The organism is Gimesia sp. (assembly GCF_048262075.1).
Taxonomy (GTDB): domain Bacteria; phylum Planctomycetota; class Planctomycetia; order Planctomycetales; family Planctomycetaceae; genus Gimesia.
In genome coordinates, this window is sequence record NZ_JBLXFK010000029.1 from 1 (window position 1) to 20,937 (window position 20,937).

The following is a 20,937-nucleotide window of genomic DNA, read 5'->3' on the forward strand; positions in this document are numbered from 1 at the left end:
ATTCGATGAAAGACTCCTCTTCAAATTCGGTCGCTGGTGTTGATATTTCTAAAGATTCTCTTGATCTCTTTTTTACCCAAAACGGTCAGCAGCAAAAGATCGCTTACCAGAATGATTCTCTCAAGTTGCTCTCCCGGCAGATCGTCAAGCTCAAGGCAACCGTCGTCATGGAAGCCACTGGCGGATACGAAAAGAAGCTGGTCGGACAGTAAAAGGTGTCAGGCAGGGAGTGTCGAGTAGAAACGCCTGCAGTTTCCGGTAATCAAGCTGTAAAAACTGCTGAAGTACCAGGCAGGCAAACAGTTGGTGCTGAGTAAACTTCCGGGGACTGCAGCGATACGCATACGCGGGAAGTGATTGCTTCGCAATCTTGAAAGCAGCAGCCAAGACCATCCGTGGAGATTTGGTTGTCTGTGTCATGCAGTATGGTGTATCATGACTCGTTCAGTAAGAAAATAGCAATCAGAGACAGGTTTTCTACAGAGCACTCCCGACCCTTTTTCACTCACCTAGTTGTCGATGACGACCTTTCCCATCCCCTGACCACTCTCCAAGCGAGCGTGAGCCTGTCCCGCTTGTTCCAGGGAATAGTGCATCTCGTCGAGCACAGGTGTCAGACCGCCAGAGTCAACGATCTGAGCCACGTTCCGTAGAATCTCTGCGTGCGCTTCACGCTTAAAGTTGTGCAGCATCGGAATCAGCATGAAAACAACATGCAGCGACAACCCCTTAAAGTGAACGGTGGTCAAATCCAATTCGCACATCGAAACGGTGGTGGCGATTTGCCCGTTCAGTGCAGCTGCCTCAAACGAATTCGTCAAGTTTGCACCGCCAACGGAATCGAACACTAACTCAAAACCCGCTCCGTTGGTATGCTTGCCAACGTATTGTTCAACTGAATCGGTCTTGTAGTTGATGCCAGTTGCACCAAGCTGTTCGATCAATGCCAGTTGTTTTTCACCGCCTCCGGTCGCATACACGTCGGCACCAAAGTGTTTTGCCAGCTGCACCGCAACATGGCCGACGCCACCAGAGCCACCATGAACAAGCACCTTCTGGCCTTCCTCAATCCCCGCACGTTTCAACCCTTCATAGGCAGTGATCGCAACCAGCGGCAGGGCGGCGGATTCTCGCATGGACAGGGTCCCGGGCTTGTGGGCGATCAGCTTCGCATCAGCGACGATGTACTCCGCCAGAGTGCCGGGAAGGTCGACTAATCCGCCTGCACATCCATAAACTTCATCGCCGACGGAATACCCTGATACCCCCTCGCCGACGGCTTCGACCGTTCCGGCAAAGTCCATTCCGAGAATGGCAGGAGTCTCGGGAGCAAGCGGTAACTCATTGCCCATTTTCCGAATCATCGTATCGACCGTGTTCACACTGGATGCAGCGATCTTCACCAACACATGACCAGCTTTGACTTCCGGCGTATCAACTTCTGCTGCTGCAAAAACAGCATCGTCGCCATAGTTGTGAATGAGCATTGCTTTCATTGGATATACTCTCCTTAATTGTGATGCCAAATAGTATGTAACTCAGACAGCTTCTGTCCGTTAGCAGCGTGTTCACAGCTTTGAGGCGACGGTGAACTTGCCGTTGCTGCGGATATAAATTGTGCAGTCCTCGTTCGCATCGCATGAAATACGAAGCACGGCTTTCCCTTTTGCATTTAAGTAACTGCCTGGTGTCAGCGTCACCTTACCTTTGCCCGATGACTGATACAGATTCGATTCGCCTGCGATGACAACCGCTTTGAAAGTTGAACCAGTGCCTCTGATCGTTCCTGAAAATTGGGCAGGCAATTTGACCAATGTCCCATGTAGCCCGACCTTGTGAGGACTCCCCCAAAGAAAAGCGATCTCCGCCTGGTTGCCGCTCGATGGCGAGGGTTCAATCCAATTCGTACTGGACTCATCCTGCCAGACAATGTTTGACTGGTCGATGTTGACGGGGCGTTCCCCGTTGTCAAATGCTTCTTCCTCAGGCATGACCAGATAGGGACCACTTTCAATCTCGATGTAAGCAACGGTGCTGCCTCTCGCTGACGTGATGTGTGCTTCCCCTGCGGGTTGCGTCCAAAAGGAACCCGTCGGCATCCACATCGGTTTGGCTTGAGGATCATCGTTGTGAACACGCCCCTCAATCACGACGCCACGATAAGTGACATTATGGATATGAGGCGGCGACGAAAAGCCATCAATGAACTTGACAAGAAACCCCGTCGCTTCCTTGCCATTACGGTCGCCCCAGAGCGTGGCAGCTTGAGGACTTTTGTCGCCCCGCTTGGGGTTTAACTCCTGCCATTTCACATCGGAAGCCAGTACGACTTCGATGTTTTGAGACGACTCATCCTGTGCACTGCAGTTTTTACTTGTACCAACAACGCTCGAAACGATGATCAGCGATAAAACTGAGACTTGACGTAGTCGTATAGGAATTCTCATGAAGTTCCTTGCACTTTCTTGATCGCAGTTGGCGTGCAGATTCACAGACAACCGGCTCTCTATGACTTGAATCGAATGTTGACCTCTAGCAGGTACGGTGTCATAATAACGGTATCGTCGTTTTCCGCAAGTACGCACTTTTCTGACTCATAGGCACATAATGGATACCATAGAGAAAAACCGGCATGTTGACTACAACAGGCCCGCTTGCCCCGTTGAGGCAACTCTGGAATTGATTGGCGGCAAGTGGAAAGGAATCATCCTCTACTACCTGCTTAATGGCCGACTCCGATTCAGCGAACTCAAGCGAACAATCGGTTGCGTGACGCAAAGAATGCTTACCAAGCAGCTTCGCGAACTCGAATCAAGTGGATTGGTGTCGAGGACCGTTTACGCTGAAGTCCCACCAAGAGTTGAGTACGAGCTAACGAAAGAAGGAGAGTCGTTGAAGCCAGTCATCAATGCATTGAAAAAATGGGGAGAGTCACATGCGTTGAAACTGCTTGAGCAGCGACAGACCAGCGAAGATGAGATTCGGTAACATCACTTACAGCTGCTGCCTGTATCCTCACGTAACTCACGGGCAATGGCCATCGCTGCCAACAATTATCAAGACATTTGACAGGCTGTAGCCGTCCGCAACTTAAACGATCTTCCCTCTCGATGGACAGATCGTAAAGGGTCAGCGACTGTCTTGGATTATGTCAAGCGGCAAGAAGATGTTGATCCCTTATTCTCTTTCGCTTAGTTTGATTCTGCTCGCGCGGTCCCACTTTTCGTGCGATAAAGAAATGCATCCGAAGTGAGCAGTGATACGAGCAATGCGTTCATACTGCCGCCGTTGTCTTTGTAAGCGCGATACGCTGTCTGAAGAACCGGGGCATCATTCAGAGTTTCGTTGCGGCCCATCCAGAAGCGAAACGCGTGACGCACGAAGACCTGTTCGGACCGCTCGCTCGCTGCAAGCTTTTCAATCAACTCGATGGCGTTGGCAACTTTCCCATCCAGGGCAGCATCACCGGAATCAATGATCTCGCCCGTGGTATCAACAGGCTTCTCAAGTTCCGTCTCTCGATACAGGCCGGCATGGTTAAACATCTCAAACGGCAGCCCCAACGGGTCCATTTTCTTGTGACAGGTCCAGCAATATTCTTGCCTGGTAACCCGCATCCGTTCGCGCAATGTATTTTGTGGCTCATCCGGCAACATGGCATCCACGGTGATGGGGACATCGGGAATCCCTCCGCCCAGCAAACGCTCGTGAATCCAGCGGCCGCGGCGAATCGCGTGATTATCCATGGCGTCCGAGTGGGAAACCAGCCAACTGGGATGGGTCAGAATCCCCAGGCGTTCACCTGCGGGTACATTAGCCAGAATACGTTCCGGTTTCATAGAACCGTTGCCGAAGCTGCGCCGACTGACCCGGGCATAGACCTCCGTTCCCGACAGTTCCGCAGGGGTCACACTATGGTTGACTCTCTCCTGCTTTTTCCGGCCCGGTTTGGGAGTTTTCTTTCCGGGCTTGTCTGCCTCTTTCCGAGCGAGTTCGTCTGCGGCTTTCCGAGCCGCTTTAACAGATGCGATTTCTTCTGCCCGGGAACGCCGTTTACCAAAATAGATATTATCTGCTTTGGTGACCACAACCCTGTCTGTGGTCAGCAACTGCTTCAAAACATCACGATCTTCTTTCAGGATCAGTTCAATCAGTCGATCCGTACTCGCCGTTGCATCAAACATCGCACGATAATGGGACTGCCCGCGATTGCTCACCCCCGTTTTAGCCAGGGCCCGGGCGTCTTTGCAGATGTAACCGCCCAGGTCATAATCAAAGTAATCACGGAAGAAACGCAGGATCCGGGGCTTCCTGATACTGTCGTCGGCCAGCATCCGTTCCACTTCACGTTTCACATCGGCCCTGGTCCGCATACGTCCTTCAACAATCGCTGTCCGTAATTCTTCATCCGGCTTGATGTAGCGCAGAGCATGATTGACCGCCAGCCCCAGTTCCCAGTCCTGCAACATGACACGTCCATGACGATCTGGTTTGCCGGTCGCAGCAAGTTCCGGTCTGAAGAGTGCGTCGCGATCGAGAAAGAGTGACGACAAACCAAGAACAGCGCCGTCTTCCTTGCCGAGTTTCTCAATGGACTGTTTTACGATCGCCGTATACTCGTTCGACTCGGTTTCGCTCGGAGGACGGAAGGTCAGCATCTCAAACAGGTAATCGACGGCAGCATGCAAACTCTCATCGGTAACGCCATCCTGCCGCATCAGCTCATAGACCGGCGTCAGGGGACGCGCGATCTTCGTACTGTAAACGATACTTGTGGGCAAACCCCGAAGATCACCTTTCATCTTGTCCGCGATGGACCTGGGTTGATCCGTGATCTGGTATGGCTCGGCGATGCTCAAGGGGCCATACGCCATGTAGCGAATCAGGTCCTCAGCAATCCCCATGATCTGTGTCGCTTCAGCACTGTTAACCGAGTAGAAATCGGGGTAGTTTTCCAATCCATGAGTGCGGGCTGATGAGAGAACCGCGGGGACACTTTTGACTGCCGTCGCATAAGCCACAGTCCCCCCTTGCCATTTGATGATGCGATCCGTTCCAAAGTAGAGTTTGAGTTCGCCGCCATGGTTAGTTGGAACGACATCACCATGAGTTCGCAGGCCAGGCTTTGCTGGGTCGTACTCCGGCTCTCGATTAATCAATTCATTCAGGCGTGTGATGTGTTCCTGGGGCGTCAATCGCCAGATTCGTGCCGGTGATGAAGTTGGCACGAGTTTAATCGCATCAGGCAGCGGCCCGAACAGCAGGCTGTGGTCGACGTAATTGCCTTTATTCGGATCGAGGTGATCATGAAACCCGCCCTTGTCGCTCATCACCCGTGTCAGTTCACCGACAATCCAGTCTGAAAACTGCAGTCGTTCTACGACTTTCGGCTGAGCCATCTCCTGAGGTGGCATCTCTTTCAGAGTGACCTGGGCCCACACACTTCGCCAGGTGGCCGAATTGACTTCATCCACGGGCCCCAGATCATGCAGCGAGAGATTTCCTTCCGGTTCTGTCTCACCATGACAGTCCAGGCAGTGTGTAGCCAAAAACGATTGCGAAAAGGTGTTGAAGTCTTTGGAAACTTTTTGTCCGGGCGTGTAAGTTTCACCGTTTGCCACTGAGAGCAGATTGAACAGCGCTGTGATCACGAAAACAGATCTGAACTTCGTCATACCAGCAGTTCCTGAAGGGGGCCTGTACCGGCATCGAACTTTCTGGCCAGTTTATCATTCATATTAAAGTGATCACACTTAACACCCGCGGCGTGCAGGATTGTCGCATAGAGTGAATTAATGGGACGTTTCCCATCCAGTTGCGTAAAGCAACCCGTCTTGAATGTGCCATCGAAATTACCGAGCAGCATGACCGGCCAGTTCGCACCACTGGTGTGCTGCTTGTCAGCATTATTGCTGGTATACACAATCAGCGTGTGATCCATCATCGTGCCACTGCCTTCAGGAACACGTTCCAGTGCTTCCATGATCTTCACCAGCATACGGCTGTTATATTGACGGATCTTAATCCAGATGGGATTGCCAGGCTGTGCCATATGCCCGAGGTTGTGCCCTTGTTGCTCGACGCCAAGTCCCTTCCAGGCTCCGAAGATCTCACCGCGTCCCGAGCCAATCGTCAGTGTATTGGTGATGCCCGATGTAAGCGACGAAATTCCCAGGTCCAGCAGAACATCATGCCAGTCTGTCTCAAACTCCGGCTGTGTATATCGCGCGTCCACTTTGGGAGCGAATTTACGCAGGTGATCAGCAACCGTATCAAGGCGATCGCGCAGGCCGTTGACTTCCTTGAAGCCCGCAACGAATTGACCGTAACGTTGCTGGTCTGTGGTCGGCAGCGATTGGCCTTTTGAGGCGGCTAACTTTTCAATTTGATTGAACACATTGGTTCGTGCTTCGTGTTGGAGTCGAATCTCTCCTGTGGAGATGCCACCATACAGCATCTGATAGAGATGATTCGGATTGGAATGCATAAAGATCGGCTGCCCTGCACCGCTGGCAGAAAGTGTAGCGAGCGTGGGCTTGGTCGTCATGTTTTCAATGGAGTCCATGCCAATACACAGATGAGGCAGAAGTGTTTGTGGCAGGACCTTGCTCAGTTCATAATCGATTGTCGACGCACTGGGAGGCACGCCGTCACTACCACGATAGCCACCGAGGGCGCCAAAGAACGCACTATGCGACGGACTGGTATGGATACCATGCAGGCCATTGATGATATGCAATCGTTCCTTATAAGGTTCAAGTGCACTGATTGGCTCGGGGAGTTTGGCTTTCGCCAGCGAACTGCTGCGTTTCATACCCTCTGGAATGCAGGTAGCCGGATCGAAGCCCTGGTTCTGCATGAAGAAGATAATCCGCTTAGGAGTATCATTACTGGCAGGCATTGCCAGGAGGCGTTCGGGAAGGAAGGAGAGGCCAAGTGCAGTTCCTACACCGGCCGCCATACCTTGAATCATTTTCCGACGGTTCAGCATGATAGATCTTTCAACAAACGATGCAGCGAATTGTGTACTCCGAGTGTAGAGCGGGAGTGGTTCAATTCGTTCAACCATCCCGATGAGCGGCTACACACCCGTCGCAGATAATCTGGTAGAGGCAGGCAAATATGAGCTTTGGAAAGATTTCTTGAGTTAGAATCAGAGCCTATGGTTAAATTTAGTAACTCAATGAAACGCTTGAAGTAACGCGTATATTTTAACTTATTCCAGAGTGGACGCAACCTACAAACGGGAGCACGTCAGCACAGATCCCCGAAACATGTCCCCTGTTTGACGTCCCAGGTTTCGTGTCTGTTGAGAACGGTTCCCAAATAAAATCCAACAAACGGTGATCTGCTTAACGAACTGATATAAATGGTTTTACATCGTCACTTTAGATGAAACTCACTTTCCCACTGCCTTCAAAGATAAAGAGCCTTTTTTTGGGAACTGCACTTGTGTTTCTGCAGGTCTCCCAAAACTCAAACAGCACACGACGAGGGAGCTTCAATACCTCCATAGGTTCACAATCGGTACCAGACTGTCGAATCAGCAACTCAAGCGTGACTGCGAAAACGTGGTTGTGGATGAGTGTTTTGTGCCGAAATCGGGAAGCTGGCCAATCTGGTATGACGAGCCCTGCCAAGTGTCGAACCTGCTCAGCAGCAGTGTTATTTCAGAGAACTTAGCATGTGTTTGACACGGGAGCAGGGTTAAGATAAAAGGCTAACAGTTCTTGGATGAGCTTCAGGATCAGCTCATCAATAGTTTCAACTCTGAGGTGACTTCGTTCCAGATATCGTTTACCTGTCACCGCAACCCTTGCCACGAGTCTTCACAAATGAAACAAAACTACTTGCTCTCACTATTGCTCTTTGTTGCCGTGCTGGTGCTGTTGAATTTCTTCTTTCAACTGCACATTTCCATCTTTGGCAGTATCATGCTGACGATTGTGGTCAATCTGGTATTTAATCTCGTTTTCAATCGCAGGCCTTGATCCTACGGTGTTCATAGCAGTTGAATTTTAACCGCGCACCAAGACTCTGCCATGGGGCAATATGCCCCGCTGGGGCAGACTGTCGCGAAAATCGGAAGGAAATTTGTGCTCTCGTATTAAAATAACTCCTTAAATCCAGAGAAATCTTCCGGTTCAGGAAAACAAAACATTTGGCACGCAAGATGCTTTCTGTTTACTAGCCGCAGACAAGCAGGCACGTTTTCATTTTCCAGGATTTGAGGAGTTTGAGCATGACGAGTCCATCTATAACTAACAATCATCATTCCGAGACTAAGAATCAGATCAAGCAGTTGACTGAGGAAATCGAAGCTCACAGCGAACCGTTTCGGCGGATTGTGGGACAAGTCAATCAAGTGCTGGTGGGCCAGGAGAAGTTAGTGCACCGCATGTTGATCGGATTATTGACACGCGGTCATCTCTTGATCGAAGGAGTTCCGGGGCTAGCCAAAACAACGGCTGTGGCCAGTTTGGCGAAAGCGATTAACACCGGTTTTCAACGCCTGCAGTTTACTCCTGATTTGCTGCCAGCCGACCTCATTGGCACACAAGTATATCGTCCGCAGGATCAATCCTTTGTTGTTCAGAAGGGTCCGATCTTTTCAAACCTGATCCTTGCAGATGAAATCAACCGCGCCCCGGCTAAAGTGCAAAGTGCGTTACTGGAAGCGATGCAGGAACGACAGGTCACTATCGGTGGAGAAACGTTTTCACTCGAAGAACCGTTTCTGATCATGGCGACTCAGAATCCAGTCGAACAGGAAGGGACATACCCCCTGCCCGAAGCACAAAGTGATCGCTTCATGTTGAAAGTGGTGGTCGACTACCCGAATCGGGACGAAGAGTTACAGATTCTGCGTCGCATGAGTAAAACCACCACGAACGTCGCGATCGAAGCGGTAACCTCACCTGCGGAAATCATGCATGCCCGCAAATTAATTGATGAGATCTATGTGGACTCAAAGGTCGAAAACTACATCGTTGATCTGGTCATGGCCACACGCAGGCCCGAAGCTTACGGATTAAACCTGGATGGCTTGATCCAGTTTGGGGGCTCCCCCCGGGCCACAATCAATCTCGTACTGGCTGCTAAGGCAAACGCCTTCCTGGCTGGTCGCGGATATGTGAAACCGGAAGATGTCAAAGAGATCGCACTGGATGTATTACGTCACCGCGTGATGATCACCTATGAAGCAGAAGCGGAAGACCGTACCAGTGAATCAATTGTCAACGAGATCCTCGCACACGTCCCCACTCCCTGATTGATTTGCAAAATAGCGAATGTTGTCCGGTAGCGATTGCAGGTCAGTACCTTCAGCGAATGACCTGCGCCCTGCCCTTATCCCAGAATGGATCTAACCATGATTCCTCGAGAAGTGATTCAGAAAATTCGACGCGTACAGATTCGCACTTCGCATAAAGTCGACGAAATGCTGGCGGGCACGTGGCACTCTGCATTTAAAGGGCGCGGCATCGAGTTCGAAGAAGTTCGTCCTTATCAGGCAGGCGACGATGTCCGCACCATTGACTGGAATGTTACTGCTCGTAGCGGTGAACCATATGTGAAGTTATTCCGCGAAGAGCGCGAACTGTCGGTGATGTTGCTGATCGATCTAAGTGGGTCACAGAGCTTCGGAACCAATCAACAGACCAAGCGAGACGTTGTGACAGAACTGGGCGCCACACTCGCCATGTCCGCCATCAAAAACAATGATAAAGTGGGGCTCACACTCTTTACCGACCATATTGAAAAAAGCATCCCGGCTCGTAAAGGTTCACGGCATGTGCTGCGTCTGATTCGAGAGATGCTGTACTGCGAACCAATAGGGACGGGGACCGATATTCGTCAGGCATTGGAACACCTCAATCGAACTTCGAACCGTAAAACCGTGCTGTTCCTGGTCAGTGATTTCCAGGACGAACACTATGAGTCCACACTGAAGGTCGCCCGCCGACAACATGATATTGTGCCTGTGGTCATTTCTGATCAGCGGGAAGCCAGGATGCCGAACGTCGGCCTGATACGGTTACAAGACGCCGAAAACGGAGAAATCATCACACTCGACACTGCCAGCCGCAATAACCGTGAAGCATATGCTCGCGTATATCGAGAGCGATCAGAGGCACGCGATGCGATGTTTCGAAGACTGCGGCTGGAACCACTTCATATCGAAACCGGTGTCGATATTGTGGAACCCCTACGACGCTATTTTCATAAACGGGAGAGTCGAATATGAACGTCCTTCGAAGCATTCGTGGATGCTCAGGCAGCAACAGTTGCTGCTCATCACACAACTATTCATCCTGGGTAATCAAAATGTTCGTGGCGGGAGTGTTGGGCTTCCTGATCACGGGATTTGCCCAGGCAGAACCAGTCAAAACAACATACAACCAACAGGGTTTTGAAGTCTCGATCAACATGTCGGCGACCAGCGTTCGCGTCGCGGAACCATTTACTGTGACTTACGAAGTAATCTCTCCGTCGGAGAAAAGTCTTGTCTGGCCTGCTGTTGCAGATCAGCTTGGCCCATTCGATGTCATTGACTCGCAAGACTTATTTGAAATCCCGGTCGATTCAGGACGAATGTGGAAACGCACGCTGACATTGGAAAGTATTCAATCCGGCGATCTGGAAATTCCTTCTCTGACTGTGAATATCGTTCCGTCAGATTCCAAGAATATTCAGTCAAACCCGATCGAAGTCATCAACATTGCTGCACAACCCGTCAGCATTACCAGCGTTCTTGAAGGACGCGCAGACCCAACACAGTTTCGGGACATCCAGTCTGTTGTCGATGTCGAGGTGCCGGCTGAGAAAACATCACAATGGACTACCTGGGGATACACCAGTCTCGGCGTCATCGCGCTGGCCTGTCTTGCTCTTATGATCGTGGCTGTGCGAGGTCGTTCAATCACACCAGCGACCTGGGTGTCGCAACAACTGGATGCACTCTCAGAAAGTGTTCGGGAAAATCCCGTCGACAACCATCAACAGATCTCCGAACTGACAGATATTGTGAAGCATTTTCTGGCACTGCAATACGACATTCCCGCCAGTCAGCAGACAACATCTGATTTGTCACAGATGCTGGCAGATCGGAATATCGGTTCCACGGTTGTGCGAGACGATTTAAGCAATGTTTTGTCACTCGCAGATGAAGTGAAATTCGCTGGCCTTGACTTAAGTGTGGACGAACTGGAAGCCGCGATTCAAACCGTCCGGCAAAGTGTAACTGAATTATCAAAACCAGCAGTCCCTGCGACAGCGATTCCGGAGGTTTCCTAATGTTTGACTCACCCTGGTATTTTTTACTGCTGCTCACAATACCTTTTCTGGCATGGCGTTTGTTTGCGCCACAACGAAAACCAGCAGTTCGATTTAGTTCGCTGAAAATGGCGAAAGATCTTTCACCCACTTTCCGGCAACGACTCAACTGGTTGCCTCGCATGCTGACGCTGTTCGCCATTTTATTTATGATCCTGGGACTCGCCAGACCACGTGAAGGTCGTGAGCAAAAAGTCACGACGAGTGAAGGGATTGCCATCGAAATGGTTGTGGACCGCAGCGGAAGTATGCAGGCCATGGATTTCAAGATCAACGGCGAGCACGTTGATCGCCTGACTGCTATTAAAAATGTAGCGGGAAAGTTTGTAGAGGGAAAAGAGGAACTGGATGGTCGATTCAACGATCTCGTGGGGCTAGTCACATTCGCAGGTTATGCCGATGGTATTACCCCGCCGACTCTGGACCATGCCCATCTTGTCTCACAGCTGAACACAACCCAGATCGTCACAAATCGTAGCGAAGATGGCACCGCGATTGGCGACGCCATTTCGCTGGCCGTAGAGAAGCTCAATGCACTTGATGCACGACGTGACGAGAAGGTGAAAAGCAAAGTAATCATCTTGCTCACAGACGGCGAAAACAATGCTGGAGTCGTCGAACCAATTCAGGCAGCAGAACTCGCCGAGACTCTGGGAATTAAAGTATACACCATCGGCGTAGGAACCAAAGGAGAAGCGCCAGTACCCGTGACCGACCCGTTCAGCGGCAAGCAGGTCGTGCAGTGGATGCCGGTCAACATAGACGAAGCAACACTCCAGAAAGTGGCTGACCTGACGCACGGAAAATATTTCAGAGCAACCGACACCGACTCGCTGGAACAGATTTACGCTGAGATCGACGCTTTGGAAAAGACGAAAGTGGAATCCCAGCACTATACCGATTACCGCGAACTCGCAGTGCAGCCGTATCGGGCCGGCCTCATCAATGTGCCACCACTATTGTTGATCGCCTTCGGACTGTTATTGGCACGGTTTGTGCTTGAACAAACATGGTTACGAGAGTTGAACTGAACATCGCGAAATCACGCAAGAGAGAAAATATATCATGGACATTCAATTCGGCAATCCGACAAATATCTTTCTGCTGTTTGTGGCAGCATGCGGCCTGTTACTCGCTGGCTATGCAGTTGTGGCAAAACGCCGCGCCGCGAGGCAATTTGCCTCAGCGAATATGACTGACAGATTATTCTTAGCGTCTCGTTCGCAAAAGCACTGGATCTCTTCGGTGCTGATTGTCAGCAGCTTGTCTTTACTCGCAATTGCGTTGTGCGACATCCGTTGGGGAAAGACCGAACGCGAAGTTCCTCAAAAAGGAATTGAAGTGATGTTTCTACTCGATGTATCACGCAGCATGCTCGCAGAAGATGTTTCGCCGAGTCGACTGGATCGAGCGAAACAACAGATCAAAGACATGGTTGATGAGATGTCCGGAGACCGCGTCGGACTGGTTGTCTTCGCGGGGGAAACTCGGCAATCAGTGCCGCTGACCAGTCACTACGAAGACTTCAAACAGACACTGGATGCAGTCGGCCCTCACAGTGTCCGACGCGGCGGCTCATTACTCGGCGATGCGATCCGGGCGGCTACCGCAGGATTCATTAACAAAACGAACGACCACAAAGCCGTTGTCGTCTTTACGGATGGTGAAGACCAGGAGAGTAAGCCAGTGGAAGCTGCAACAGAAGCATTCACAAACAATGGCATCCGCTTCTTCACCGTGGGACTGGGAGACATGGACCAGGGAGCACGTATCCCGGAAACCGAAAGCGGCGGTCAACAATTCGTTGAATATCAAGGTCAAGCGGTCTGGTCCAAAATGAACGGCACCATTCTCAGCCAGATAGCTACAGACACTAACGGCGCTTACATCCCCGCCGGCACCAAACGAGTCGATATGGCTGCTGTTTATCACAACTACGTAACGAACGTCAAACAGACCGAGTTTGAAACAGCAACAATCAGTGCCTACACACCACGATTTCAGTGGTTTGCACTGCCAGCCTGCTTGCTCCTGTTACTGGAAGTGCTCCTGTCGACAGCCCGGCGAAAAGCGAAGTCACCAGTCTCAATAGCAACTCCAGTTGCGAAGAAAAACGAGACGACTGAAAAAGCTTCTGTTCCCAAAAGTGCAGTAGCTGCACTCCTGGTATTGGTCGGGTTGTTGATGTCAACAGGTACACTCAGCGCTGCTGAACCTGACATTCCTTCAAAACAGCTCAGTGCTGAGCAGATTAACACAGCGAATCAGTTTGTAAGAGAAGGAAAGTTTGCGGAAGCGTTAGAGCAGTATCAGCAGATCGAACCAACTCCTCATGACCAGGCAGAATTGAACTATAACGAAGCTGTCACCATGTACCGTCAGGGAAATATGGAACAGGCTGCAGAGAAGTTTACCAGCGTCGCAGGAGACAGCGAAACCAGCATCGCAGCCCGTGCTCGTTATAACCTGGGAAATTGCCATTACACGACTGGCATGCAACTCGCAGAACAGGACAAGCCCGCCGCGATTGAACAACTGAAAACCGCCATTGAGCATTACCGCGGTGCATTACGAGGTAACCCGAACAACGCCGATGCCCGCGCGAACATTGAGCTCGCCGCTCAGTTCATTAAAGATCTGCAGCAACAAGAAAAGGAACAACAACAACAACAACAACAACAACAACAACAAGATCAAGATCAAGATCAAGATCAAGATCAGGATCAGGATCAGGATCAACAGCAGAATAAAGAAGAACAGAAAGATCAGCAGCAGCAAGACCAACAGAAGTCAAACGAAAATCAGGACCAGAAATCTGATGAGCAACAGGACCAGGATCAGCAATCAGAGCAGAATCAAAAACCTTCCGAACAGTCTACGGAACAAAAACCGGAGCAGAAATCGGAATCCCAACAGCAGCAACAGCAAAACTCACAGGGAGAGCCTCAAGAGGAGTCTCAAGAGCCACAATCTGGCGAAGAACAAAACCCGTCAGAGAAATCCGGTTCTGAGGACAAACAACAGCAGCCTCAGTCACAACAATCAAAACAGGCAGACCAAACGCCACAGTCTCCTGAGCAACAGGATTCGGAAGCCAATGAAGAACCTGGAGATGAACAGGTTTCCTCTGGCGAACTCACTTCTGATCAAGTCCAGCCACAGGATGAGAATTCGAAAAGTGGATACGGGATCGCTGATCCCAATGAGAAGCCTGGTTTAATGAATAAAGAAGAAGCCCTGAAGTTGCTGCAATCAGTACGCGACCGCAACATGCTGCGACGCTTACGACAACAGCAACTCGAGAGCGCACGACAAGTCCACGTTGACCGTAACTGGTAATTTTTGAACTGTAGATATACTGGAAGAATCATGTTTCATTCAACTAATTATATTCGATCCATACTGCCCGTACTCATCGTCGGAATCGCAGGCAGTTCTGCATTCGCTGCAGATGTGTCTATGAGTCTCTCTTCTCGCGAAGCCTATGTTGGCGCGCCGATTCAGATGCAGATATCCATCAACAATGCCAGCGATTACGAACAACCCACTTTACCAGACGTGGACGGAATCGATATACGTTCCGCGGGTGCACCATCGCAAAATTCGCAAGTGACGATCATCAACGGCCGCCGCAGCGAAAGCCGAAGTGTGGTTCTACGATATCTCATCACCCCACGTCGCGCTGGTACGTTCGAGATCCCCGCTCTGACATTCAAAATCGATGGAAAAAGCATGAAAACGGAAGCGACCAGGATTATCGCCACAAAAAGTGAAACCGGCGACCTGTTATTTGTAGAGCTTGCAGGAAAAAAAGAGAAAGTCTTTGTAGGACAACCGCTCGACATGGTACTCAGAATTTATATCAAGCCGTTTCGTGACCAGGAACACAAGCTCACTCTCTCAGAAGGAAACATGTGGAACATGATCTCCGATCAGACCTCATGGGGTTCTTTCCAGAATCGTATTGAAGAACTGGCAAACAATCGTCAACGCCCTGGTGGAAAAGAAGTATTACACGATAACGGCCAAGGCGAGGAACGGGCTTATTTCATGTACGAGATCAATGCCAAGGTCTATCCCACGAAGGCAGGCATCATTTCTGGCGATGATATCCAGATCGTTGTGAACTATCCCACAGCCCTTGGTCGCTCGCGTGATCCGTTCGGTAGTTTCTTCGATGACAGTCCGTTTGGTGGCAGTTTGTTGTCAATGCCATCCAGCAATCGGTTATCAGTTACTTCCACAAGACCAGTGGTCGCGGATGCCACAGTGGATTCCACCGAAGTGTTACCGGTTCCAACGAAAGGTCGCCCTTCAGATTATCGCGGTGCAGTCGGACAGTACGACATTGTAACCCAGGCATCACCCGTCAATGTGCATGCAGGCGATTCCATCACGCTCAATCTCGGAATCGTCGGCACAGGTCCCATGGAACTGGTACAGGCGCCCCCCTTGTCAGAGTTGCCTGAGCTAAAAGGATTCAAGGTCTCAAATCAGCCCCTGGCAGGCTATGTCAAAGATGACAGTAAAGTCTTCTCGACAACAATTCGTCCTCGTCAAGCAGGCATCACCGAGATCCCCGCGATCCCCTTCAGTTTCTTCAATCCAGAAACCGAACAGTTTGAAACCGTACACTCAGCCCCCATTGCGATCACCGTGGAAAAAGCAGAATCGCTGGCACTGGATGCCATCGTGGGGGCGAAGGGCACTGCCTCGAAAGAACAAAATAAAACACAGAGTTCGCATACTCTTGAACCAAGTTTGATCAATCTCGACACACCGAGTGTACTTACTTCTCAAGAACCACAGTCTGCCTGGAACTGGTGGTGGCTGTCAGTGATTCTGCCTCCGGTAATCTGGGTAATCACCTTGACAGCCCGGTACCGTCATTGGTTTGCCGAACGCATGCCTTCTCTGCGATCACCACTGAATCGCTGCCTCACACAAATCTCATACGCGCAGGACCAATCAGCGGTCGCTGCAGCTTTGCTGAGATACATGCGAAAAATATTTCCTGCGAGAAAGTCAACAGTCATCGCCGAGAATAATAACGAGTCTTCCCCAACCATCGGAGCGATGCGTTCCGCGGGATTCTATGAACTGGCTGCGGAAGCGGAAATGTTAATCGAGCAACTCAGCCATAAGCAAGATGCCTATGGAAACAATGTTGACTTCGAACTGCAAAAAGCGGATGCACTCAATCTTGTAAATCGACTTGCCGCTCGCATGAAGTCGCAATCAAGCCGTCATATTCGTAGCCCCCATGCGACTGGCGGTAAGAAGTCGAAATGTGCCAAAGTCTCGCAAGCTTTTGCATTGCTGCTCGGTCTGGGGTTGGCATCGATGGCTTCAACTGTGCAGGCAAACGACATCACCGCGACAACACCAGTGCCTAAACCACAAGTTTTGCTCAATCAGCAACAACGGGAGATTATTTTCAACGATGCGAGTGAGTCCTATCGCAACGGGCTCTCTCTCGCCGAAACAAATATGATCGATGCGAAAGATCAATTCCTGCAAGCTGCGAATAAGTATCAGTTGCTGGTCAACTCTGGGATCTCGAATGCCGATCTGTACTTTAATCTTGGCAATGCGTACCTGCAATCAGATCAACTCGGTCGTGCAATTGTGAATTATGAACGTGCACTGAAATTACAGCCAGGCAATCGGCAGTTTCAAGTAAATCTGAACGCTGCCCAGGCTATGGTTCAAACAGCAGCTACGCCCCAGGAACTCACTAGTCCCGAAAAGGATCTGCTGTTAAAATTGAAAAATGGAAATGCGGTCGTGGTCAAAATGATTGGTCAACAGACGATTGTAATGGTACTTATCCTTTCTTCACTCTCATTTTGGGGTCTAGTAATCTTGCGAACAATGGGCCACAAATTGTCCTTGTGGAAATTCGCCACTCTGCCTGGATTGCTGTTAATGACCGCCCTGGGTTCGATGTATTTACATACTGAAAACACCGCTCCGCAGGGAAATGCGGTCATTGTTGAACAACATTTGCAATTACATGCAGGAGACGGAGAACAATTCGCCGAAGTCGCCGTACTGGATTCCGCAGAAGGTCATCGAGTACAAACCCTGGCCCACCGGGGAGAGTGGACACAGATTCAAACCACGCGCGGTCATATCGGCTGGGTTCCCGATCATGTACTCGAACTGCTATGATGCTTGTAGAAACGAGAATTCGCCGACCTTTCAACCCATCTATTGAACGTTTCATGCAAGGAAAGACATGAATGAAACTGGCAGCCAAATTGATTCTGTTATTCATGGTGGGAGTCCTGGGGATCGTCACGTTATTCTCCTGGCAAACTGTTAAGCAGCAACGTGAATGGTCTCAACAATCGAATGAAGAGAGTGCGGTCGATCTGGTAAATGCGCTCAAACCTACCATTGAGCAGGCTTATCGAGATGGCGGTACGGTGCGGATTCAGCAGGCAATTGAAGTGACCCAGCGAGCAACTTCAGGACCTGCGATGCGCTGGATCGATCCGGAGAAACCTGACGATGCTCTACAGGGACCAGGTGTGCGCACCTCAGATACGGAAACACTTTCTCGCAGTATTTCGAGCATTTCGATTTCGGACAAAGACGGTAACACCAAGCAGTTGACATATGTGCCACTCACGCTTGCCGGAGAAGTTCCAGGAGCAGTCGAAGTCGCCAAACCACTGCTGGATTCCGAGGCAAATGTGCGCCGCTCATTTCACACCTCGGTATTATCATTATTCGGGGTCACGCTGCTTTCCGGTTTTGTGATCTACTGGGGTGGCCTGAAGCTCGTTGCCAGTCCGTTACGAAAGTTGATGAAACAAGTCGAAGAAATTGGCGAGGGAGAATTCGGCCAACCCCCTGCGCTGTCTTCGAATGACGAGTTTGGTCAACTTGCATTCGCAATCAGTGAGATGAGTTGTCGTTTACAGCAACAGCGAGCGACGATTGAAGCAGAGACCGAAACCAGGCTGCAAACACAACAACAACTTCGCCACATTGATCGATTGGGAACTGTTGGCACTCTGGCAGCCGGTGTAGCCCATGAGTTAGGCACTCCACTGAATGTGGTTTCAGGCCGCGCAGGTTTAATTGCCAGTGGACAACTTTCTGCAGCAGATGTCAGTTCGAGCGCACAGACAATACAAAAAGAAGCCGAACGCATGACCGCCATCATTCGTCAACTCCTCGACTTTGCCCGCCGCACAGGAACAGAGCAGGCGTCGACGAACCTCGTTCAACTTGCCCGGCAAACGTGCGAACTAATGCAACCACTCGCAAAGAAAGCAGATGTGAATTTAACAGTAGACGCTCATGATAACTCACCAGTTACAACGCTGGGAGATCCCGGGCAACTGCAACAGGTCATCACCAACCTCATCAGCAACGCGATCCAGGCGATTCCCGACGGCGGCAAGATTATGATCAAAGTGTATTCAGAGCAGGTTCAACCACCGGCGATTATTGAATCACAGCGCAATCACTTTGCCTGCCTGGAAGTGACCGACACGGGAACCGGGATGACTGACACCGAAACCGAGCATGTGTTTGAACCATTCTATACGACGAAAGATGTAGGCGAAGGAACAGGCCTGGGGCTTTCAATTGCTTATGGGATTGTACGCGAACATGGCGGGTGGATTGATGTCGCCAGTGAGAAAAATCAGGGAACAACATTTCGGGTGTGGTTGCCGTTAGATGATCAGAAAGATTTGCAATGAACAAAAACTCTGACAATCCGCGAATTCTGGTAATCGATGATGAGCAGTCAATGTGCGAACTCATCGAAACCGATTTGCGACTGCGGGGACTGCATGTCGACTGGTTTACCAATGCGGCAAAGGCCATTTCTGCGATCGATCAGAATAACTATGATGTTGTATTGACCGATATTCGCATGCCGGGAACTACCGGCTTACAACTCTGCCAGCAACTTACTGAATTTCGACCGGATATACCAGTGGTCCTGATGACAGCCTTTGGAAGCCTGGAAACTGCGGTCTCTGCAATGCGGGCAGGCGCTTATGATTTCATCACCAAGCCGATTGAAATGGATCTATTGGCGATCACGGTTCGCCGTGCGATTGATCACCATCGGCTCACCGAACAGGTGCGACTGTTAAAAGAGTCCAATCAAGCCGTCCATTCTTTCGGTGATATGATCGGCGGCAGCCCTGCCATGCAGGCTTTGTACGACCAGCTCGAACGCGTTGCCGCTTCCGACGCAGGTGTACTGATCACCGGCGAAAGTGGCACTGGTAAGGAACTGGTCTCGCGTTCCATCCATGCAAATTCGCGCCGATCCAAAAATCCGTTTGTAGCAATCAACTGTGCTGCACTCTCTGAATCCCTGCTTGAAAGTGAATTGTTCGGGCACGTCAAAGGCGCATTCACCGACGCCCGAAGTGAACGCCGCGGCTTATTCCTGGAAGCGAACGGCGGCACCTTGCTGCTCGATGAAATGGGCGAAATGCCAATGTCGATGCAAGTCAAATTACTGCGAACATTAGAAGAACGCGCGCTCCGACCTGTCGGGTCAGACAAGGAAACACCGTTCGATGTCCGAGTCATCTGTGCTACCAATCGCGATCTCGAAGCGGCGGTCTCCGATGGAATATTTCGGGAAGACCTGTACTACCGCATTAACGTGATCGGATTGCATTTGCCGCCACTTCGCTCACGCGGGACCGATATTTTACGTTTGGCTGAGCACTTTCTCAAACAGTTTTCTACATCCGAAAACAAACATGCAACCGACCTCGCAGAGGGCGTGGCTGAGAAGTTACTCAAGTATCACTGGCCCGGAAATATTCGCGAATTACGAAACGTGATGGAACGCGCGGTCGCATTAACAAGGCACGATAAGATTACCGTTGCCGACTTGCCTGACAAGATTACCAACTACCATAGCAATCAAATCCTGATTGATGGTCTCGATCCTGACGAACTCGTTTCTCTGGAAGAACTCGAGCGCCGCTACATCACCCATGTACTGGAAGCCACCGGCGGCAACCAGACCCAGGCCGCCCGCATCCTCGGCCTCGACCGAAAAACCATCTACCGCAAACTCAAACAAATAGATCTTGGATAGCCAAGAGAATAATAATGAGGTTGTAATTGAATGGAGTAAGTCAATTACAGGAGATGAACTTCCCGTAGGCGACCTGATCCAGATCGAAGGGGATACGGACACGGCCACCCTTACCTTCTCAGTCACACTTGATCAGCCGGTCGGCGAGGATGTGATCTTCAATCATGCCACCGTTAATAACTCCGCAGACGGAACCGATTTCTATGATTGATGCCCACCTGCTTTTAACGGGCACGAAACCAGCAACAAAGCAACCTGCCATCAAACAACCCGACTTGGAAGCAGAATTTTTTAATCCTTCCAGCTCTTACCAGAAAGTCAAACTACCTGCGTATATTGAAACAGACGATAATCTTTATCAAAACCTGCTTTTGACTGCAGGTCCATTGCGGATAGCAAACACTACCAGTAAGCATGATGAGTTCGATGGATTCCTGTTGTGCGATGGCCCAAGACTGGCGGACTCCTGAAGAATACTTCAGAATCTTCTTAGGAGGAATTTATGAGCAAGG

Annotated in this window: 16 protein-coding genes and 1 pseudogene; 13 read left to right on the forward strand and 4 right to left on the reverse strand. The window is 50.5% G+C overall.

Annotation, left to right across the window (positions count from 1 at the left end; translation table 11 throughout):
• Window positions 1–5 precede the first annotated feature (5 nt).
• Window positions 6–203, forward strand: a pseudogene (locus tag ACN0YH_RS27445) (IS110 family transposase); the annotation flags it as partial.
• Between the two features lie 306 nt (window positions 204–509).
• On the opposite strand, the gene ACN0YH_RS27450 reads toward ACN0YH_RS27445, so the two are convergent.
• Together ACN0YH_RS27450 and ACN0YH_RS27455 are read right to left on the reverse strand one after the other, a co-directional pair.
• Entirely contained in the window at window positions 510–1,496 is a 987-nt protein-coding gene (locus ACN0YH_RS27450; RefSeq protein WP_417382803.1) for a zinc-dependent alcohol dehydrogenase family protein, read from the reverse strand.
• A 72-nt stretch (window positions 1,497–1,568) separates the two neighbouring features.
• On the reverse strand, window positions 1,569–2,447 hold the full coding sequence (locus ACN0YH_RS27455; RefSeq protein ID WP_417382804.1) for a DUF4437 domain-containing protein: 879 nt from the start codon (window positions 2,445–2,447) through the stop codon (window positions 1,569–1,571).
• Window positions 2,448–2,607: 160 nt separating this feature from the next.
• On the opposite strand from ACN0YH_RS27455, the gene ACN0YH_RS27460 reads away from it, so the two are divergent.
• A complete protein-coding gene (locus ACN0YH_RS27460; RefSeq protein WP_417382805.1) occupies window positions 2,608–2,988 on the forward strand; it encodes a winged helix-turn-helix transcriptional regulator in 381 nt (126 codons plus the stop codon).
• Window positions 2,989–3,191: 203 nt separating this feature from the next.
• Here ACN0YH_RS27460 and ACN0YH_RS27465 read toward each other — a convergent pair whose 3' ends face one another.
• Window positions 3,192–5,675, reverse strand: coding sequence for a DUF1588 domain-containing protein (locus ACN0YH_RS27465; RefSeq protein WP_417382806.1), 2,484 nt, complete (start codon window positions 5,673–5,675; stop codon window positions 3,192–3,194).
• Complete coding sequence (locus ACN0YH_RS27470) at window positions 5,672–6,991, reverse strand: DUF1552 domain-containing protein (protein WP_417382807.1); 1,320 nt, start codon at window positions 6,989–6,991, stop codon at window positions 5,672–5,674. The genes ACN0YH_RS27465 and ACN0YH_RS27470 overlap by 4 nt, the downstream gene beginning before the upstream one ends.
• 844 nt (window positions 6,992–7,835) lie before the next feature.
• Here ACN0YH_RS27470 and ACN0YH_RS27475 point away from each other — a divergent pair.
• From ACN0YH_RS27475 to ACN0YH_RS27525, 11 genes are all read left to right on the forward strand, one after another.
• Window positions 7,836–7,991 (forward strand): hypothetical protein, encoded by a 156-nt coding sequence (locus tag ACN0YH_RS27475; RefSeq protein ID WP_417382808.1) that lies wholly within the window; start codon window positions 7,836–7,838, stop codon window positions 7,989–7,991.
• A gap of 251 nt (window positions 7,992–8,242) precedes the next feature.
• The gene (locus ACN0YH_RS27480; RefSeq protein WP_417382809.1) at window positions 8,243–9,271 is read left to right on the forward strand and encodes an AAA family ATPase; all 1,029 of its coding nucleotides are present in this window, start codon (window positions 8,243–8,245) and stop codon (window positions 9,269–9,271) included.
• Between the two features lie 99 nt (window positions 9,272–9,370).
• On the forward strand, window positions 9,371–10,246 hold the full coding sequence (locus ACN0YH_RS27485) for a DUF58 domain-containing protein (RefSeq protein WP_417382810.1): 876 nt from the start codon (window positions 9,371–9,373) through the stop codon (window positions 10,244–10,246).
• Complete coding sequence (locus ACN0YH_RS27490; RefSeq protein WP_417382811.1) at window positions 10,243–11,295, forward strand: BatD family protein; 1,053 nt, start codon at window positions 10,243–10,245, stop codon at window positions 11,293–11,295. The genes ACN0YH_RS27485 and ACN0YH_RS27490 overlap by 4 nt, the downstream gene beginning before the upstream one ends.
• Window positions 11,295–12,365 carry a vWA domain-containing protein gene (locus ACN0YH_RS27495; RefSeq protein WP_417382812.1) on the forward strand — a complete coding sequence of 357 codons (1,071 nt, stop codon included), beginning with the start codon at window positions 11,295–11,297 and terminating at the stop codon, window positions 12,363–12,365. Before ACN0YH_RS27490 ends, ACN0YH_RS27495 begins: the two co-directional genes overlap by 1 nt.
• 34 nt (window positions 12,366–12,399) lie before the next feature.
• Window positions 12,400–14,673 carry a VWA domain-containing protein gene (locus ACN0YH_RS27500; RefSeq protein ID WP_417382813.1) on the forward strand — a complete coding sequence of 758 codons (2,274 nt, stop codon included), beginning with the start codon at window positions 12,400–12,402 and terminating at the stop codon, window positions 14,671–14,673.
• A 30-nt stretch (window positions 14,674–14,703) separates the two neighbouring features.
• Window positions 14,704–17,508, forward strand: a complete 2,805-nt coding sequence (locus ACN0YH_RS27505; RefSeq protein ID WP_417382814.1) for a BatD family protein — start codon at window positions 14,704–14,706, stop codon at window positions 17,506–17,508.
• A gap of 71 nt (window positions 17,509–17,579) precedes the next feature.
• Window positions 17,580–19,055, forward strand: coding sequence for an ATP-binding protein (locus ACN0YH_RS27510; protein ID WP_417382815.1), 1,476 nt, complete (start codon window positions 17,580–17,582; stop codon window positions 19,053–19,055).
• Window positions 19,052–20,425: a sigma-54-dependent transcriptional regulator gene (locus tag ACN0YH_RS27515; protein ID WP_417382816.1), complete on the forward strand. Its 1,374-nt coding sequence runs from the start codon at window positions 19,052–19,054 to the stop codon at window positions 20,423–20,425. Before ACN0YH_RS27510 ends, ACN0YH_RS27515 begins: the two co-directional genes overlap by 4 nt.
• A complete protein-coding gene (locus tag ACN0YH_RS27520) occupies window positions 20,418–20,636 on the forward strand; it encodes a hypothetical protein (RefSeq protein WP_417382817.1) in 219 nt (72 codons plus the stop codon). The genes ACN0YH_RS27515 and ACN0YH_RS27520 overlap by 8 nt, the downstream gene beginning before the upstream one ends.
• A complete protein-coding gene (locus tag ACN0YH_RS27525; protein ID WP_417382818.1) occupies window positions 20,629–20,895 on the forward strand; it encodes a hypothetical protein in 267 nt (88 codons plus the stop codon). Before ACN0YH_RS27520 ends, ACN0YH_RS27525 begins: the two co-directional genes overlap by 8 nt.
• The last annotated feature ends 42 nt before the right edge of the window (window positions 20,896–20,937 follow it).

Bases quoted from the DNA above. Each gene is read 5' to 3' on its own strand.
- ACN0YH_RS27480 (WP_417382809.1), top strand. From the start codon at position 8,243: ATGACGAGTCCATCTATAACTAACAATCATCATTCCGAGACTAAGAAT.
- ACN0YH_RS27500 (WP_417382813.1), top strand. From the start codon at position 12,400: ATGGACATTCAATTCGGCAATCCGACAAATATCTTTCTGCTGTTTGTG.
- ACN0YH_RS27485 (WP_417382810.1), top strand. From the start codon at position 9,371: ATGATTCCTCGAGAAGTGATTCAGAAAATTCGACGCGTACAGATTCGC.
- ACN0YH_RS27475 (WP_417382808.1), top strand. From the start codon at position 7,836: ATGAAACAAAACTACTTGCTCTCACTATTGCTCTTTGTTGCCGTGCTG.
- ACN0YH_RS27460 (WP_417382805.1), top strand. From the start codon at position 2,608: ATGGATACCATAGAGAAAAACCGGCATGTTGACTACAACAGGCCCGCT.
- ACN0YH_RS27465 (WP_417382806.1), bottom strand. From the start codon at position 5,675: ATGACGAAGTTCAGATCTGTTTTCGTGATCACAGCGCTGTTCAATCTG.
- ACN0YH_RS27505 (WP_417382814.1), top strand. From the start codon at position 14,704: ATGTTTCATTCAACTAATTATATTCGATCCATACTGCCCGTACTCATC.
- ACN0YH_RS27450 (WP_417382803.1), bottom strand. From the start codon at position 1,496: ATGAAAGCAATGCTCATTCACAACTATGGCGACGATGCTGTTTTTGCA.
- ACN0YH_RS27455 (WP_417382804.1), bottom strand. From the start codon at position 2,447: ATGAGAATTCCTATACGACTACGTCAAGTCTCAGTTTTATCGCTGATC.
- ACN0YH_RS27490 (WP_417382811.1), top strand. From the start codon at position 10,243: ATGAACGTCCTTCGAAGCATTCGTGGATGCTCAGGCAGCAACAGTTGC.
- ACN0YH_RS27510 (WP_417382815.1), top strand. From the start codon at position 17,580: ATGAAACTGGCAGCCAAATTGATTCTGTTATTCATGGTGGGAGTCCTG.
- ACN0YH_RS27515 (WP_417382816.1), top strand. From the start codon at position 19,052: ATGAACAAAAACTCTGACAATCCGCGAATTCTGGTAATCGATGATGAG.
- ACN0YH_RS27470 (WP_417382807.1), bottom strand. From the start codon at position 6,991: ATGCTGAACCGTCGGAAAATGATTCAAGGTATGGCGGCCGGTGTAGGA.
- ACN0YH_RS27525 (WP_417382818.1), top strand. From the start codon at position 20,629: ATGATTGATGCCCACCTGCTTTTAACGGGCACGAAACCAGCAACAAAG.
- ACN0YH_RS27495 (WP_417382812.1), top strand. From the start codon at position 11,295: ATGTTTGACTCACCCTGGTATTTTTTACTGCTGCTCACAATACCTTTT.